The sequence below is a fragment of the Rhizobium sp. 25PS6 genome, from assembly GCF_032464655.1.
Taxonomy (GTDB): Bacteria; Pseudomonadota; Alphaproteobacteria; order Rhizobiales; family Rhizobiaceae; genus Rhizobium; species Rhizobium laguerreae.
In genome coordinates this window covers 148574-163860 of sequence record NZ_JAWDIV010000005.1, presented here as the reverse complement: position 1 = coordinate 163860, position 15287 = coordinate 148574, and the positions used below count along the sequence as shown (strand labels likewise).

The following is a 15287-nucleotide window of genomic DNA, read 5'->3' as shown; positions in this document are numbered from 1 at the left end:
GGTACGCTAGCGCACGGAAACAACTCTCTCCGGACCACGTTCGATCTACGGCAGTCAGGAGGATTCGTGCCACACGATGAACAGATATTGGCGATCGCTAGCGCGCTTGAACGCCGGCAGGCCATTTTGTTCGTTGGGGCAGGAATATCGATGAGCGTCGGTTTGCCGTCGTGGACCTGCCTCATCGACCACATGTTGACGGACCTCGGCCTGCCTTCCTCGTTCGCCGCCGCCCACGGCACGACCTACCAGGAAATTGCCGAATATTACCGGTTGAAGCACGGTTCATTGTCTCAATTGGTCGAATGGATGAAATGCGAGTGGCAGATTTTGCCGGAGCAACTGAGGACATCGGAGTTGCATCGGCTCATCGTCGAATTGGATTTTCCTCTCGTTTACACCACTAATTACGATGCAAATCTCGAAATGTCCTATGAGACGTTCGGGCGGCCATTCACGCGGATCACAAGCGCGAAAGACATGGCGACCGCGCCGGTCGGCAAAACTCAAATCGTCAAATACCACGGCGATTTCTCCGATCCGGACACACTGGTGCTGACAGAGTCGGATTACTTCGATCGCCTGTCCTTTGATGCTCCTTTGGACATTAAATTCAGGAGCGATGCCTTCGCCTCGACATTGCTGTTTATCGGCTACAGCATGTCCGATCTGAACATTCGCTTTTTGCTCCATCACCTGTGGTCGACATGGCGGCGAACCGGACTAGACCGACACCGGCCGCCGCTGTTTCTCTTCATGCACGAGCCGACCGAAGTTCAGGTGCATGTTCTGAAGAGGTGGGGCGTTACTGTCCTCAGCGGCGATGGCGAGAGTTCAGGCGACTCCCTCTCTCATTTTCTCGAACGTCTGCTTCAACGACGAAACGCGAAGGCCCGCAGTTAGGTGCCGGGGTCCCCGGCTCGCAAGATGCCGGCTTGCCAGTCCTCTATAGGCATTGCTGAGGCGTTTTGCCGATTCTGGAGTTTTAGTGGGGCGAGGACCAGGGCAATATCCCCGTTCAATACCCAACGCTTCCGAAAATCACACGGGCGGCGTCCGCTGCCACCGTAGGTGGCATCTTCACTCGACCAAGAGAGATGCCATTGGTGAGCTTCTGGTGGAGCGAAAAGCGGATCCGGCAGACTATCGATCACGAGGTCATTGCCGAAGTTGATCAACAATATTCTTTCGTCCGACGGTTTCCCCGCGAAGAACCTCAGGAGGAAGGCGGAGCTGGACAAAATATTACCGTCCATTTGGCCGTCACGAGCGCAGGCTTGGCGAGAAAATGCCTTGTTTGTCTGACGTAGATTCAGCAGGTCGCGATGAAGCAGCACGAGCGCCGCGTTCCTCTCCCATTCAGCCCAATCGAGCTTCACCTTCTCAAACGTCGTGCGAGCACACGGATCCGCCAACTGTCTAATGAGCTCTTCATCCCTCAGGTTCGGGAATTGGCTGATGAAACTGCGCCGCCCCTGCCGGACGATGTCGGCGATTTCCCCTTGGTGATCTGCGAAATAATAGAACGGAGAAGAGGAACCAAATTCTTGCCCCTGAAAAAGCATGGGCGTTTGCGGCCCCAGCAGTTGGAGCGCCGTCAGAGCCCGAAGGCGGGCTGGCGATGTTATCTGGCCGATCCTGGCGCCTGTGCCGGAATTGGCGACCTGGTCGTGATTCTGGAGGAAGTGTACGAAATTCCACGGCTTGAGGTCGAGCCCAGCCGTTCCACGCGATTTATCCTGCCAATCATATCGCTGCCCCTGAAACAGGCAGCCATATTTGGCGGCAGAAACGAGCTCCTGGGCCGTACCGCGGTGATCATGATAATAGGCTTCGCTGCGGTCGGTTAGCGCCACCGTCGCGGAGCGGTGGAAATCGTCATTCCATAAGGCGTCCAGCCCATGCCCTCCCACATCAGCCGGCCGCACCATGTTGGTTTGTTGCGGCTCATTTTCGCTCACGAGGTAGATCTGCCGCTGTCCCGCTGCTGCCCGAGCCTCCCTCGCAATGACGGTGATGATGTGTTCGTGGCTCGAATCGAACAAGGCCTGCGTGGCGTCGATACGCAGTCCATCAAAGTGGAATTCATCGATCCAGTAGGCCGCGTTCTTCGCGACATATTCGCGAACGCCACGGCTGTTCGGACCGTCGAAGTTGATCGACTTGCCCCATTCGTTCGAGTAACGCTCTGTGAAATAGTCTGGCGTGAATTCGCAAAAACGCTCGCCCTTACCGAAGTGATTGTAGACGACGTCGAGGATCACCCCAATGCCGATCCGGTGGGCTTCGTCGACGAAACCGCGCACATCATCCGGTGTTCCATAGAGCCGGGTCGGAGCGTAGAGCAAGGTGCCGTCGTAACCCCAGCCGAATTCGCCTTCAAACTCATTTATCGGCATTACTTCCAGGCAGTTGATGCCGATAGCGCGAAGTCTTTCCAGCTTTTCCCGGCCTGCCGCAAAGGTACCTTCCCTTGTGAAGGTGCCGATGTGCATCTCATAGAGAGCAGCTCCGAAGGCGGGCATTCCTTGCCAATCGTGATCACTCCACTGGTACCGCGCCGGGTCCACGACGACTGATGGCCCCGATGGGCCATCCGGCTGAAAACGCGAGGCAGGATCGGCAAGAAGATCATCCGCGTCTCCAAAGTGAAATTGGTATCGCGTCCCTGCATCCAGGCCGGGCAGATGGAGGCAGAAGTAGCCGCCGTCCTCCGCCGTCATCTGATGTTGGGAATTTCCCTCGATCACGAGGAAACAGCGTTCTCTGGCAGGGGCCCATAGCCTGAACGAAACGCAGCCGGCATCAACCTCCGCTCCGATCGGGAGGCGTTGGCGCGAACGGGGACGCATCGTTTCCGACTTTTCGCTGCTTGAGTGGTCGTGCATGGCTCTCTCGTGGAATCGCCTGCGCTAACTTCGGCAGCCTTATGATGTCCCCGTAATCGCCTTTCGCCACCTTTGGAGCCGCCCATCAAGCCCGAAACTTGCATTGCGGTACAGGGCAATACCGCGAACCGAGCTTGTCCGCGGCATTGCAAGTCCTCACTCCGCCGCCTGACGCGCCATCGGGTTGTTCGGGTGCGTAGTCCAGTTGGCATAGTTCGGGTCGACGACCCGGCCGGTGCGTTTGTCGAGGGTGCCGGCGGGAAGCTGTTCCATGGTGATGCAGTTCTCGACCGGGCAGACGCTGACACAGAGATTGCAGCCGACGCATTCCTCGTCCATCACCTCGAAATGGCGAGCGCCATCGACGAAGTTGGTGATCGCCTGGTGCGAGGTGTCCTCGCAGGCGATGTAGCAACGGCCGCATTTGATGCAGGCGTCCTGATCGATCTTCGCCTTGGCGATGTAGTTGAGATTTAGATACTGCCAGTCGGTGACATTTGGGACGGCGCGGCCGGTAATGTCGTCGAGGTCTCGGTGGCCCTTCTCGTCCATCCAGTCGGAGAGGCCAGTGATCATCTCCTGGACGATCTTGAAACCGTAGGTCATCGCCGCCGTGCAGACCTGGACGTTGCCGGCGCCGAGGACAAGGAATTCGGCAGCGTCCCGCCAGGTGGTGATGCCGCCGATGCCCGAGATGGGCAGGCCGTAGGTTTCCGGATCGCGGGCGATCTCGGCCACCATGTTGAGCGCGATCGGCTTTACCGCCGGGCCGCAATAACCACCATGGCTGCCCTTGCCGCCGACCGTCGGGTTGGGGGCGAAGTTATCGAGATCGACGGAGACGATCGAATTGATCGTGTTGATCAGCGACACGGCATCGGTGCCGCCGGCCTTGGCGGCGCGGGCCGGGCGGCGAATATCGCTAATGTTGGGCGTCAGCTTGGTGATGACCGGCATGCGGGTGTACTGCTTGCACCAGCGCACGACCATCTCGATATACTCAGGCACCTGGCCGACCGCCGAACCCATGCCACGTTCAGACATGCCGTGGGGACAGCCGAAATTGAGCTCGATGCCGTCGGCGCCGGTCTCTTCAACCAAGGGCAGGATTGCCTTCCAGGCCTCTTCCTGGCAGGGCACCATGATCGAGGCGATCAGCGCCCGGTCCGGCCAGTTCATCTTCACCTGCTTCATTTCCCGCAGGTTGGTATAGAGGTCGCGGTCGGTGATGAGTTCGATATTGTTCAAACCGAGCAGGCGGCGGTCGGCGCCCCAGATCGCACCGTAGCGTGGGCCGTTGACGTTGACGACGGGCGGGCCTTCCTCGCCCAGCGTTTTCCAGACCACACCGCCCCAGCCGGCCTTGAAGGCGCGCTCGACATTGTAGGCCTTATCGGTCGGCGGCGCAGACGCCAGCCAGAACGGGTTCGGGGATTTGATGCCGACGAAATTATTACGGAGATCAGCCATTGTTCATTCTCCCCTTCAAGCGACGGCGACAGCCGGAGCGGCTGCTGCAGTGAGGGCACGATGGATGGATTCAGCCGCGTCGCGACCGTGGGCGACCGCCGAAACCGTGAGATCGTCACCGCCGAAGACGCAGTCGCCACCGGCCCAGACGCCGTCGAGCGAGGTATGGCCTTCGCCATCGACGGCGATGCGGCCGGATTCCATGCGCAGCGAACCGAGAGCAGAGGCGTCAAAGCTCTGGCCGATCGCCTTGAAGATCTGATCGGCGGCAATCACGCCTGTCTCGCCGGTGCCGACGAGGCGGCCGTCGAGGATTTTGGTGTATTCCACCTCGATCGCGGCGACTTTGCCGTCTTGCGAAAGGATCGATTTCGGCGCCAGCCAGTGGCGGATGATAACGCCCTTGGAGCTTGCCAGATCCTGTTCGAATTCGGAGGCGTTCATGTGCTCCTTGCCACGGCGGTAACAGATCGTCACCTCCTCGGCGCCGAGCAGCTTTGCCTGCACGGCAGCGTCGATCGCCGTCATGCCACCGCCGAGGACGACGACGCGGCGGCCGATGGCGATGTCGCTTTTGTCTTCGGCCTGGCGGAGTGCGGCGATGAAATCGACGGCGTCATCGACGCCTGCAAGGTTTTCGCCCTCGATGCGCAGCGCGTTGACACCGGCAAGGCCGATACCGAGGAAGACGCCGTCATATTGCGCCTGCAGATCGGAAAGCGAGAAATCGCGGCCGATACGCTGCCCATGCCGAACCTCGATGCCGCCGATCGAAAGGACGTAATCGACTTCCTTCTGGGCGAAGTCGTCGACGGTCTTGTAAGTGGCGATCCCGTATTCGTTGAGACCGCCGGATTTTTCCCTGGCATCATAGATGACGACGGAATGGCCGTTCACTGCCAGGCGATGGGCGGCGGCAAGGCCGGCCGGGCCTGCGCCGACGACGGCGATCGTCTTTCCGCTCGGTTCGGCTCTGGCATAGAACTGCCGGCCCGCCTGCATGGCGGCATCGGTCGCATAACGCTGCAGGCGGCCGATCTCGACCGGCCGCTCTTCAGCCGTGTTGCGCACACAGGCCTGTTCACAGAGTTCTTCGGTGGGACAGACGCGGGCGCACATGCCGCCGAGGATGTTCTGGTCGAAGATCGTCTTTGCCGAGCCGATTGGATTACCGGTCGAAATCTGGCGGATGAACAGCGGAATGTCGATCGAGGTGGGACAGGCCGTCATGCATGGCGCGTCATAACAGAAATAACAGCGGTCAGCGGCGACCAGCGCCTCATGACTATCGAGGCGCGGATGAAGATCGGAAAAATTAGCCTCATACTCGGCGGGCGAAAGCCGGCCAGGATGAATCCCGGTTTCCAGTCGTTCCATTGAAGTTCCCTCATTATTGGTAAACGGCCTGTGAGGGAAAGCGTAACTCAGGTTTAAAAATTTATCAAACGGTAAAATTTTGACGATTTTTGCGTGTAATCCCGCAAGCAATCCACTGTTTTTGCTGGAAGAATTTAATCCGTCTGCATCGGTGAAACGGCTGAGCGCGCGACGAGGGAAGGGCATCCGAAAAAAGATTCAAAAAAGCCGAATTTTTTTTGGATGGCAGGGAACCAAAGTTTGATGTCGCCGTTATTGCGATATCCGGATGGTGATCGCATCGACCCAACATGCGCGCCCCCAACCCACTATCCGGACGTACTCACGGTCCCCTCCCGGTGAGTGAAGACAGCCGGTGCGCCGCCCTCGCACCGGCTGTTTTTCCGTTTAAGGCTGTCTCCAGGGCTTTCACACTCGCTTGAAGATCTCGAATTCGGTTTCCGGAATGGTCAGACGGTACTCGATGCGGCCGGGAACGAGGTTCAACTCCGCCTTGCCGTTGACCGACGAAGGCACGACACGCTCCAGCACTGTGCGGCCGAAGCTGTTGTCGCTGAATTCGTGGACTTCTGCCTGATTATGCAGAACTTCCGCCCAGGCGACTTCGATCGCCTTCCGGTCGTTGATCATGGCTTCGCGGCAATTCAGCGTGATGGAGGCGGCGCCGCCTGATATCGCGCCGAAGGAGGCAGAGTTGACGATGAGTTCGTGGAGGGCAAGCCCGAGATGCACGGCGGCATTCGGCGTCAGGTGAGCGTTGATGCCATAGATCGGCATGGAGCCGGCCGTCTCCGGCCAATAGGGAGCAAACTGCTTTTCGGCGAGTTCAAAGAGATAGGCGCCGCGCCAGCTCGAATCCGTAATCAGGTCCTGCGAGTTGGAAAGCGATTGCAGCCGTCCGCGGAATTTGAGGAGGAAGCTGTCGAGAGAGAGCGTGTTGCGGGCCGTCTGGGTGGCAATGCCCTGAATTATGGCGAGAAGGTTCTTCGAGCGGTGTGAGAGTTCGCGGAGCAGCGATTTCAGAACTTTTTCGCGATGCCGGCTTTCGGTGACTTCAGCCATGACGGACAGAAGTCCATGTTCGCCGCGTCCGCCGGTGCGCTGGATCTTCAGTTCATAAGTGCGCCTTTCGCCGTCGACGTCGATCTCGACCTCGGCATTGTTGGGGATGCCGGTTTCCAGCACCTTGTGCTTCAGCGCCGTCAGATATCGGCCGTGCGCATCGCCAAAGAGGACAGCGTCGCTGCTGCCGGGCGCAAAGAGTGCTGCAAAATGCGGCGGCAGATTTTCAGCGTAGAAAATCGACAGTCGGGCGTCCTGGCAGAGGATCGAAATCCCGGCGCTGCCGAGCGCGCGTTCCATCATTGCGGCTTTGCCTTCGAAGGTAAAAGGCATGCCGGACAATGGTTCAGTCGTATTCACTCGGCCGCCTTTCCTTGTGACATCTTGAACGTCGCTGAAGGGAGCGCCCTTCCAGACACCGCCTGCCAAATCTAGAACAAAGCGCTGCAAAAAACCGTTAAAGCCACCGGAGCGTCCCGGTAGCACCGGAACGCATGCTTTGGCGATTTAGTTCCGAAGGCCGGAAAATTGCGTCTCAGGCGGCTACTCTGGTCGATTCATTGAAGAAGAGAGCTTGGCTGATCAATGCCTTGACCATGTCGGGATTGAACGGCTTGGTGACAAGGAAAGTCGGTTCCGGGCGCTCGCCGGTCAGAAGCCGTTCCGGGAAGGCGGTGATGAAGATCACCGGCACGCTCGACGTCTTGAGGATGTCGTTGACTGCGTCGATACCGGAGCTGCCATCGGCAAGCTGGATGTCGGCCAACACCATGCTCGGTTTGGTCTTGTTGTAAAGCGCCACGGCCTCGGCATGCGTACGGGCAATGCCGGTGACGCGATGGCCGAGGCTCTCGACCATCTGCTCGATATCCATGGCGATCAGCGGTTCGTCTTCGATGATCATGATATCGGTTGCGACCTGACGGGAAATCTCCTGCGACGCGACGTCGAGCAGATGCATGACATCCCGTTCTTCGGTTTCCAGAATTTCGGCGATTTCGGCGACGCGGAAATTCTCCACGGAAGCCAGTAGGAATGCCTGACGGGCGCGCGGCGACACCTTGGAAAGGTTCAGCGTGGCGCGCTGCTCCCAGGCATAGGGCGAAGTCGGCTCTGGAATCTGGACTGCGGTGGAACCAAACAGTTGCGTGAACAGTTTGTAGAGTGCGACCCGGTCATTCGCCGTATCCGGGAAAATCGACAGATCGGCGATAATGGCTTCGAGAACGGCGGCGACATAAGCGTCGCCCGAAGTCTGAGTGCCGGTAAGGGCGCGGGAATAGCGGCGCAGATAAGGAAGGTGCGGCGCAATCCGAGTAGAAAGTGTCATTAATGGGCTCCTGCATACAGGCCGGCATTGGCTTCAATGAGCGGTTAACGCCGCCTTGATAAAAAAGTTCCGGAACGGCAGGAACTTTTTTCGTTGCGCCGCATTATTCCAGCCGACGAAGAAAGGGCGTAGCGTTTTGACCCATGCAACAGCAAATGCCAGCGACATCGACAATGGAACGTTCGATGTCGATGGTTGAAATCGTGTTTGATCCATCCACGCCCCCTAGAACAGGATGATTTTAGGCCGGGTCGGCCTAAAATCTGAATCCTGTTCTAAATTAGCAAGTTAGAGCATGATGTCGTCCGAAAACCGCTCCCACTTTTCGGCATCATGCTCTGGACAGACAACCGGCGAGAAGACGAATTGATGACTACACGCAAGAAAGAAGCAGCCGACCAGCGAAAGCTGGAGCTGCGGGCAAGCGACATCCTGGACCCGAACAATCAGATCGGCGTCAGGCTACGGTCGCTCTATGCGGCTGCACAGGATGAGGCGATTCCCGATCGTTTTCTCGACCTTCTCGAAAAGCTTGACCATGCTGAAATGATGGCTTCTGCCAAGATGGCCGAATAGGATCGTCGCATGGAAGACAAATCGCAACCCAGCTTCAAGCGGGAACTGCTGGCGGCACTCCCAAGCCTTCGCGCCTTCGCGATCTCGCTCATCGGGCGGCACGACCGTGCCGACGATCTCGTCCAGGACACCATCATGAAAGCCTGGGCCAAGCAGGATCATTTCGAGATGGGCACCAATATGAAGGCCTGGCTCTTTACGATTCTGCGCAACGAACTCTACAGCCAGATGCGCAAGAGCGGCCGCGAAGTGCAGGACAGCGACGGGCTGTTTACCGAATCGATGGCGATGCACCCCTCGCAATATGGCGCGCTCGATCTCCAGGACTTCAAGAAGGCGCTCGACCAGCTGCCGCCAGATCAACGCGAGGCGATCATCCTCGTCGGCGCCTCGGGTTTTTCCTACGAAGAGGCGGCCGAAATCTGCGGCTGTGCCGTGGGTACCATCAAGAGCCGCGTCAACCGTGCCCGCCAGCGGTTGCAGGAATTGCTGCAGATATCAGGCGAAGCTGATTTCGGCCCCGACGCCACCTCGGCGCCGCTGACATCGAAGGCTTTTGCCTTCTGAAGAGGGTTATATTTAGGAGGAAAGCCGGTCGCCGCTCGGGGCGCCGGCTTTTTTGCGTTGTCGGGAACAATGTTACGGCGGTGGATTGTTTCGCGGGGGCACCACCTCTCCATCCTCATTCCTGTGCTCGTCACAGGAATCAAGTGCGCCCAAGTCCTTGGGCGCGAAAGACTTTTCCCGCTTGCGGTTATTGAGTTCATTCACGGCGCAGACGCGCCGTGGCTGGATTCCTGTGACAGGCACAGGAATGAGGGAGTGTGAGGTGGGCGTCCTTGCCTAATTTTCCGCTCGTATGTGAGGGGGAAAATTATTCACTCTCTCCATTTTCGTGGCGAGTATGCATAATGAGGAGAGCGAGTCCCTCTTCAATCCTCGCGCTTCGAGCCCACCAGATTGGCCGCGACGATTGCTGCCAGAACACCGGCAGTCAGGAGCGGCTGGGCGCGGATAAGACCGAGCCCGACCGTTGCCAGCGATTCGAGCGCCGCACGGCGTTCGCGGGTGCGGCGTGCTTCCCGGGCGTTGATGATCGACATCGCCACCAGGGCGATGATGGCGATCAGCAGCGCGCACGCGGCCAGAAAGAGGGCAGCGCCGACCGGGCCGTAGATGCCGGCGAGCCAGATGGCGCCGGCGGTGACGGCCAGCGCGTAGGCGGTGAGAAGGAAGAGCACGGCAAGCGCAATGAAGATGCCATTGCGTTTGGCGCGCGCAACGGTCCGGTGCACGCTTGCGCCCGTCAGCAGGCTGAGGATCGGTAAGAGCATCGCGCTTCCTCAGCGCCGGGCGAAGAAGGCGATGGCAAGGCCGAAAGCGGCCGCGGCGCCGATGGTCGCTAAGGGATGCTTGCGCACGGTCTCGCGCATTTCCGTCGTTCCACGCTCATAGCCGTGCTGCAATTCGCGCAGCAGATCCTCGCTGCGGCCAAGCAGTTCCTCATAGCCGGCACCGGCCTGGCTACGGATTTTCTCGCCCTGATGGCGTGAGCTCTTGCCGACGAGGCGCGTCAGTTCGGCGAGTTCGTTGCGCAGCGCCTCGATCTGCTCCTCGATGCCGGATTCCAAATTGTGGAAGGTGCCGTTGCGGCGGCTGCGGCCGGACTGGAAGATAGAATAGCTCATGGCTGTCTCCATTGGCTGGGGCGCGCGCAAGCCCGCCTGTTTCGCACGAGGGTCACCACCGTCCGTTGCATGAATGATATCGCCCGGCATTGACCCAGATCATGCCGGAAACGTGCCGGGCGATCAAAAGTTCCGCCGGAGCAGTGCTTAGGGGCGGGAAACGGCGCTATGGGCGAGCACGAAGGGCGTGCCGTCTGATGGCACCTGGTTGATGCGCAGCGCGCAACCGAACACCGAGAGCATCGCTTCGTTCGTCAGCACTTCAGCGATGCTGCCGGCGGCGGCGAGCCGGCCGGATTTCATCAGCACGATGCGGTCGGCAAAGAGCGCCGTCAGGTTGAGATCGTGCATGACGGCGATGACGCCGCCGCCGCGTTCGCAGAAATCGCGGGCGAGCGTCATGATGGTCAACTGGTGGCTGATGTCGAGGCTCGAGACCGGCTCGTCGAGCAGCAGCCAGCAGGGTTTGCCGTCGACGACGGGCTCGGCGATCTGGCAGAGCACGCGGGCAAGCTGCACACGCTGCTGCTCGCCGCCGGAGAGTTCCTGATAGAAACGGCCTTCGAAGCCGGTCAAGTCGACGGAGGCAAGTGCTGCCGCCGCCGTCTGCTCGGCCTTGTCGGGATGCAGGTTGAGACCTGACGTCAGGCCCATGCGGACGATCTCGCGCACGGTAAAGGGAAAGGAGATGGTGCTTGCCTGTGGCAGCACGCCACGAATGGCGGCAAGCTGCCAGGGTTTCAGTCCCTTCACTTCGTCGCCGCCGATGCGCACCGAGCCGCCATAGGCAAGTTCGCCAGAGATGGCTTTCATCGTCGTCGTCTTGCCGGAGCCGTTCGGCCCGGCAATCGCCGTCAGCTCGCCGGCTCTTGCGGTGAAGGAGACGTCGTTGATGATGGTTTTGCCGGAAAGGCGCACGGAGACGCCGGAAACTTCGATCATCGCAATATCACTCACAGGGGTCACTCACAGGGCAAGGCGCGAACGCTGCCGCAGCAGGATCCACAGGAAGAACGGCCCGCCGACCGCCGCGGTGATGATGCCGATCGGCAGCTCGGCCGGGGCCACCAGGGTGCGGGCCAGGACATCCGCGAAGATCAGCAGAGAGCCGCCGAGAAGAGCTGCGGCCGGCAGCAGGAAACGATGGTCGGGGCCGATCGCCATGCGCAGGATATGCGGCACGACGATCCCGACGAAACCGATGCCGCCGCTGACCGCGACGGACGCGCCGGTCGCCGCAGCGACGCCGACGATCGCGACATTCTTCAGCCGCTGCACCGGAACGCCCATATGAAAGGCGGCCGCCTCGCCGAGCGTGATGGCATTGAGGCCGCGGGCCATGAAGGGCAGAGCGGTGAAGGACAAGAGGATGATCGGGCTGGCGGCGGCGATCTTCGTCCATGTGGCGCCGGCAAGCGAGCCCATGCTCCAGAAGGTCAGGTCGCGCAGCTGCTGGTCGTTGGCCATGTAGATCAGCAGTCCCGTGATGGCGAGGGCGAGTGCGCCAAGCGCGATGCCGGCAAGCAGCATCGTCGCCACCGAGGTCTGTCCGTGACGGGTGGCGATCCTGTAGAGCAGCAGCGTCGTGACGAGGCCGCCGCCGAAGGCCGCCGTCGGCAGAGCGTAGATACCGAGAAGCGCCTCGAGCGGAGCTGCGAGGCCGCCGCCGAGCACGATCATCGCGACCGCGCCGAGGCTTGCGCCGGAGGAGACGCCGACGAGGCCGGGATCGGCCAGCGGATTGCGGAACAGGCCCTGCATCACCGTGCCGGCAACGGCCAGTGAAGCGCCGATCAGGAAACCGAGGATCGCCCTGGGCAGGCGAATATCGAAGATGATGATCCGGTCACGCGTGCTGAGCGCCGCCTCGGAGCCGGCCATGTTGCTGATGACGTCGAGGATCGAGGCATCCGAGGCGCCTGTTGTCACCGAAAACAGCATCGAAAAGACCGAGCCGACGACGAGCAGCGCGATCGCCAGCAAGGCGAGCCGCGTCCTGTCGCCCGCCTGCCTGATTTCGCGGATGTCCGCCATCGGGAATCGTCGCCTTCGTTCCACCATGGCTTGCGGCAGGGCCATGATCAGCCCCCGTAGATCGCCGTGTTGAGCTCACGCGCGGCGGCTGCGGTGCGCGGGCCGAAGCCGAGCAGGTAGATGCCATCCATTCGGATGATCGCTTTTTTCTCGCCTGCCGGCGTCAGTGCGATCGCCGGCTGAGCCAGCAGGTCCTCGTTCTTGGTGCCGGCGCCGTCGCCGCGATTCATCATCAGGATGATGTCGGGCTTGGCTTCGATGATCGCCTCGTCCGTCAACGGCTTGTAGCCGGGGAATGCGCCGACGGCGTTGATGGCGCCGGCGAGCTTGACGATGCCATCGGCGGCCGTGCCGGTGCCCGATGCCATGATCCGGCCGTTCTGGGCGCTGAGGATGAAGAGAACGCGCTTGCGCTCGGCCTCCGGGCGCTTCTCGGCATCGGCGATCGCCGCATCGAGGTCAGCCGCGACCTTTTCTTCAAGCGCCTTCGCCTTGTCGGGCACGCCCAGCAGCGTGCCGACACGGTCGATCTTGGCGATGATGCCGTCGCGGGTAAAGGCGCTCGGCACGGTCTCGAAGGGCACGCTGGCATTCTTCAGCACAGCCAGCGCTTCCTGCGGGCCTGAACCTTCGACGGCGATGATCGCCGTCGGGTTCATGGCGAGGATGCCTTCCGGTGAGAGCGCGCGCATGTAACCGACGTTCGGCAGCTTCAGCGCCGCCTCCGGATAGATGCTCGTCGTGTCCCGGGCGATCAGCCGGCTTTCCTCGCCGAGCGCATAGACGATCTCGGTGATGTCGCCGCCGACCGAAACCAGGCGCGACGTGTCGAGCTTCTTTTCCTCGGCGTGGGCGGCGCGGATGAAGGCGAAGCCTTCGACGGTCGGCGCCGTCGGGATCAGCGGCAGCGCCATGATGGCCGCCGTCAGGGCCAGTTCCCAAGGACGGATCCGGCGCAGATTGTTACGCATCGTCATCGTAGCGATCCTTATGCGGCCACACTTGCTGCCCGCGGCAGGTTTTCCATGATCTCGCGCCACTCGGCCCGTTCGTCGGAACCTTCTTTCCGCTTGCCGAAGAACTGGATGATCATCTCGCCTTCGGCATTGTAAGCCTCCAGCGAGGTGACGTGGCCGTCCGTGGTCGGCTTGCGTACGGCCCAGGTCTCGGCGATGTGATCCTGGCGCAGATGCAGGTGAAAGGTCGGGTCCATGATATTGATCCACGGCCCCATCGGCTGCACGTTGAAGATCGGGCCGGAATGGATCTGGACGATGCCGTTATTGGCGACGAAGCACATGATCGGCAGGCCGGATTTCACCGAGGCATGCATCATGTCTGCCGTCGCGCTGTTGTCGAGCTTCCAGGCATAGTCGTCGCCGACGGTGCGCACGGCCGCCTGGCGGCCGATCTTCAGGCGCTTCAGCATGCCGAAGAACTCATGCGTATCGGTGAGTTTGCTCCAGTTGTCGCGCAGTTCGTCGCGGTTGACGTCGGCGGTCTCATCGACGGCATTTGAGGTCTCAGCCTCGACAAATTCCTGCGACTGGTCTTCCAGCTTCAACTCGGCGACGATCGCGTGATAGGCCTCGACATTCGAGCTCGGGCGCAGGTGCACCTTGTGCACGGCGTTGCCGGCCTTGTCGAAATATTGCAGGCTGAGGCGCTCTTGATCGCCATCCTTCTTGGATACGGCGAAACCATGCTCCCAGCGGCTCGGGAAGATGCGCAGATCGATATTCTCGCCGAGAACGATCGCGGCCTGCGCGCCGCTCTTGATGTTTTCGAAGACACCGATCTTCTCGTGAACGGCACTTTCGTTGCGCGACAGCGCCATTACTTCGCCGAGGCCGGCCACGTGCTCGAGAAGCTTCAGCGCACTGCCATCGATTCGGGTCACGCTGATGCCGGTTTCGGCGGCGACGAGGGCTGCCTCGGAAATCTTCAGCTGGGCGGCGATATCACGCTCGCGCATTTTCGGATTCTCGGCGCGAAACGCACGGATTTCGGCTGGCGCCGGTCTTGTCTGTTCGGTCATGTCCTACCCTACTTATTGAGAATGAGCTTGCCCTGACGGGTGATCTTCAGGCGATAGACCAGGCCGCCATGTCTTATCATGATCTCGTTCGTGCCGCGGAAAAGATCCGCGCTTTCGACGATCCGGTGCTGCGCCGCAGGCTCGCTCTGCAGCGGCACATGCTTAAAGTTATCTGGCTTTTCAACCATCATTTCGGTTGGCAATTCCATGAGGCCGGTGATCAGGGGTCCCCGGTTGTGATGACAATTATCTTGACTTTCATACTCATAGTTTTTTAAAGACGCAATAGGAGACTACTGCAGTCAAGTTTTTGAGATTGCTGATATGAGGCCGCCTGGCGGCGGTTCGCGACAATGGCGGAGAAGATGATGACGGTTAGGTTTGCGGCTGTTGCAGCCGGCATGGTGATGGCGGTTTCAAGCATATGCCAGGCGCAGGACGAGGGAACCGCCAAACTGGATGTCGAACTCAACGCTCTGGCGCCATCGCAAAAGGGCTGCATGATGACTTTCGTTGCCGAGAACAATCTCCAGACCCCGATCAACAAGATCTCCTTCGAGCTCGCCTTTTTCAACGACAGGAATGCCGTCGACCGCATCACCGTGCTCGACTTCCGCGATCTGCCGCAGGGCAAGAAGCGCGTGCGCCAGTTCGATATGCCGAATGTGAAGTGCGAGACGGTCACCCGCATCATCATCAACGACACGCCGGTCTGCGACGGCCCGGCGGCAGGCGAATGCATGAAGGGTCTCGTCACCCGCTCGCAGATTTCGGTTCCCTTCGAGGGCTAGAGCGGTTCAGCTTTTGAGGGAAGCGCAGAACCG

At 60.3% G+C, this 15287-nt stretch carries 17 protein-coding genes; 4 read left to right on the top strand and 13 right to left on the bottom strand.

Annotation, left to right across the window (positions count from 1 at the left end; genetic code table 11):
* The first annotated feature begins 66 nt into the window (after positions 1 to 66).
* Positions 67 to 903, top strand: coding sequence for an SIR2 family protein (locus tag RWK44_RS09390; RefSeq protein ID WP_025395659.1), 837 nt, complete (start codon positions 67 to 69; stop codon positions 901 to 903).
* On the opposite strand, the gene treZ is transcribed toward RWK44_RS09390, so the two are convergent.
* The 6 genes from treZ to RWK44_RS09360 all read right to left on the bottom strand — a co-directional run bounded on the left by treZ (position 900) and on the right by RWK44_RS09360 (position 8343).
* Complete coding sequence (gene treZ, locus RWK44_RS09385) at positions 900 to 2888, bottom strand: malto-oligosyltrehalose trehalohydrolase (RefSeq protein ID WP_316028709.1); 1989 nt, start codon at positions 2886 to 2888, stop codon at positions 900 to 902. The genes RWK44_RS09390 and treZ overlap by 4 nt on opposite strands.
* A gap of 156 nt (positions 2889 to 3044) precedes the next feature.
* Positions 3045 to 4358, bottom strand: coding sequence for an NAD-dependent dihydropyrimidine dehydrogenase subunit PreA (gene preA, locus RWK44_RS09380; protein ID WP_316028708.1), 1314 nt, complete (start codon positions 4356 to 4358; stop codon positions 3045 to 3047).
* A gap of 15 nt (positions 4359 to 4373) precedes the next feature.
* Positions 4374 to 5735, bottom strand: coding sequence for an NAD(P)-dependent oxidoreductase (locus RWK44_RS09375; RefSeq protein ID WP_222011521.1), 1362 nt, complete (start codon positions 5733 to 5735; stop codon positions 4374 to 4376).
* A 408-nt stretch (positions 5736 to 6143) separates the two neighbouring features.
* Positions 6144 to 7139, bottom strand: a complete 996-nt coding sequence (locus RWK44_RS09370; RefSeq protein WP_206116930.1) for a sensor histidine kinase — start codon at positions 7137 to 7139, stop codon at positions 6144 to 6146.
* A gap of 193 nt (positions 7140 to 7332) precedes the next feature.
* On the bottom strand, positions 7333 to 8127 hold the full coding sequence (locus RWK44_RS09365; RefSeq protein ID WP_020051313.1) for a response regulator: 795 nt from the start codon (positions 8125 to 8127) through the stop codon (positions 7333 to 7335).
* Positions 8128 to 8160: 33 nt separating this feature from the next.
* Entirely contained in the window at positions 8161 to 8343 is a 183-nt protein-coding gene (locus RWK44_RS09360) for a hypothetical protein (RefSeq protein WP_155247516.1), read from the bottom strand.
* A gap of 153 nt (positions 8344 to 8496) precedes the next feature.
* Between RWK44_RS09360 and RWK44_RS09355 the strand changes: the two genes are divergently transcribed.
* Both RWK44_RS09355 and RWK44_RS09350 read left to right on the top strand, forming a co-directional pair.
* A complete protein-coding gene (locus tag RWK44_RS09355; protein WP_024319398.1) occupies positions 8497 to 8703 on the top strand; it encodes a NepR family anti-sigma factor in 207 nt (68 codons plus the stop codon).
* Positions 8704 to 8712: 9 nt separating this feature from the next.
* Positions 8713 to 9270: an RNA polymerase sigma factor gene (locus RWK44_RS09350; protein ID WP_003542247.1), complete on the top strand. Its 558-nt coding sequence runs from the start codon at positions 8713 to 8715 to the stop codon at positions 9268 to 9270.
* 365 nt (positions 9271 to 9635) lie between these two features.
* Here RWK44_RS09350 and RWK44_RS09345 read toward each other — a convergent pair whose 3' ends face one another.
* The 7 genes from RWK44_RS09345 to hemP form a co-directional block, all read right to left on the bottom strand.
* Positions 9636 to 10037 carry a hypothetical protein gene (locus RWK44_RS09345; protein WP_027663891.1) on the bottom strand — a complete coding sequence of 134 codons (402 nt, stop codon included), beginning with the start codon at positions 10035 to 10037 and terminating at the stop codon, positions 9636 to 9638.
* Positions 10038 to 10046: 9 nt separating this feature from the next.
* Positions 10047 to 10391: a hypothetical protein gene (locus tag RWK44_RS09340; protein ID WP_316028707.1), complete on the bottom strand. Its 345-nt coding sequence runs from the start codon at positions 10389 to 10391 to the stop codon at positions 10047 to 10049.
* 147 nt (positions 10392 to 10538) lie between these two features.
* On the bottom strand, positions 10539 to 11333 hold the full coding sequence (locus RWK44_RS09335; RefSeq protein ID WP_316028706.1) for a heme ABC transporter ATP-binding protein: 795 nt from the start codon (positions 11331 to 11333) through the stop codon (positions 10539 to 10541).
* Between the two features lie 24 nt (positions 11334 to 11357).
* Positions 11358 to 12470 carry a FecCD family ABC transporter permease gene (locus RWK44_RS09330; protein WP_316028705.1) on the bottom strand — a complete coding sequence of 371 codons (1113 nt, stop codon included), beginning with the start codon at positions 12468 to 12470 and terminating at the stop codon, positions 11358 to 11360.
* 2 nt (positions 12471 to 12472) lie between these two features.
* Positions 12473 to 13402, bottom strand: coding sequence for a heme/hemin ABC transporter substrate-binding protein (locus tag RWK44_RS09325; RefSeq protein ID WP_077979069.1), 930 nt, complete (start codon positions 13400 to 13402; stop codon positions 12473 to 12475).
* A gap of 11 nt (positions 13403 to 13413) precedes the next feature.
* Positions 13414 to 14463, bottom strand: a complete 1050-nt coding sequence (locus RWK44_RS09320; RefSeq protein WP_077979068.1) for a hemin-degrading factor — start codon at positions 14461 to 14463, stop codon at positions 13414 to 13416.
* 8 nt (positions 14464 to 14471) lie between these two features.
* Positions 14472 to 14654, bottom strand: coding sequence for a hemin uptake protein HemP (gene hemP, locus RWK44_RS09315; RefSeq protein WP_029872401.1), 183 nt, complete (start codon positions 14652 to 14654; stop codon positions 14472 to 14474).
* A gap of 177 nt (positions 14655 to 14831) precedes the next feature.
* Between hemP and RWK44_RS09310 the strand changes: the two genes are divergently transcribed.
* Positions 14832 to 15254: a hypothetical protein gene (locus RWK44_RS09310; RefSeq protein WP_131665237.1), complete on the top strand. Its 423-nt coding sequence runs from the start codon at positions 14832 to 14834 to the stop codon at positions 15252 to 15254.
* Positions 15255 to 15287: the final 33 nt, after the last annotated feature.

Coding starts and splice junctions, on each gene's coding strand:
- treZ (WP_316028709.1), bottom strand. CDS start 2,888: ATGCACGACCACTCAAGCAGCGAAAAGTCGGAAACGATGCGTCCCCGT.
- preA (WP_316028708.1), bottom strand. CDS start 4,358: ATGGCTGATCTCCGTAATAATTTCGTCGGCATCAAATCCCCGAACCCG.
- RWK44_RS09375 (WP_222011521.1), bottom strand. CDS start 5,735: ATGGAACGACTGGAAACCGGGATTCATCCTGGCCGGCTTTCGCCCGCC.
- RWK44_RS09365 (WP_020051313.1), bottom strand. CDS start 8,127: ATGACACTTTCTACTCGGATTGCGCCGCACCTTCCTTATCTGCGCCGC.
- RWK44_RS09360 (WP_155247516.1), bottom strand. CDS start 8,343: ATGGATCAAACACGATTTCAACCATCGACATCGAACGTTCCATTGTCG.
- RWK44_RS09355 (WP_024319398.1), top strand. CDS start 8,497: ATGACTACACGCAAGAAAGAAGCAGCCGACCAGCGAAAGCTGGAGCTG.
- RWK44_RS09350 (WP_003542247.1), top strand. CDS start 8,713: ATGGAAGACAAATCGCAACCCAGCTTCAAGCGGGAACTGCTGGCGGCA.
- RWK44_RS09345 (WP_027663891.1), bottom strand. CDS start 10,037: ATGCTCTTACCGATCCTCAGCCTGCTGACGGGCGCAAGCGTGCACCGG.
- RWK44_RS09340 (WP_316028707.1), bottom strand. CDS start 10,391: ATGAGCTATTCTATCTTCCAGTCCGGCCGCAGCCGCCGCAACGGCACC.
- RWK44_RS09335 (WP_316028706.1), bottom strand. CDS start 11,333: ATGATCGAAGTTTCCGGCGTCTCCGTGCGCCTTTCCGGCAAAACCATC.
- RWK44_RS09330 (WP_316028705.1), bottom strand. CDS start 12,470: ATGGCCCTGCCGCAAGCCATGGTGGAACGAAGGCGACGATTCCCGATG.
- RWK44_RS09325 (WP_077979069.1), bottom strand. CDS start 13,402: ATGACGATGCGTAACAATCTGCGCCGGATCCGTCCTTGGGAACTGGCC.
- RWK44_RS09320 (WP_077979068.1), bottom strand. CDS start 14,463: ATGACCGAACAGACAAGACCGGCGCCAGCCGAAATCCGTGCGTTTCGC.
- hemP (WP_029872401.1), bottom strand. CDS start 14,654: ATGATGGTTGAAAAGCCAGATAACTTTAAGCATGTGCCGCTGCAGAGC.
- RWK44_RS09310 (WP_131665237.1), top strand. CDS start 14,832: ATGACGGTTAGGTTTGCGGCTGTTGCAGCCGGCATGGTGATGGCGGTT.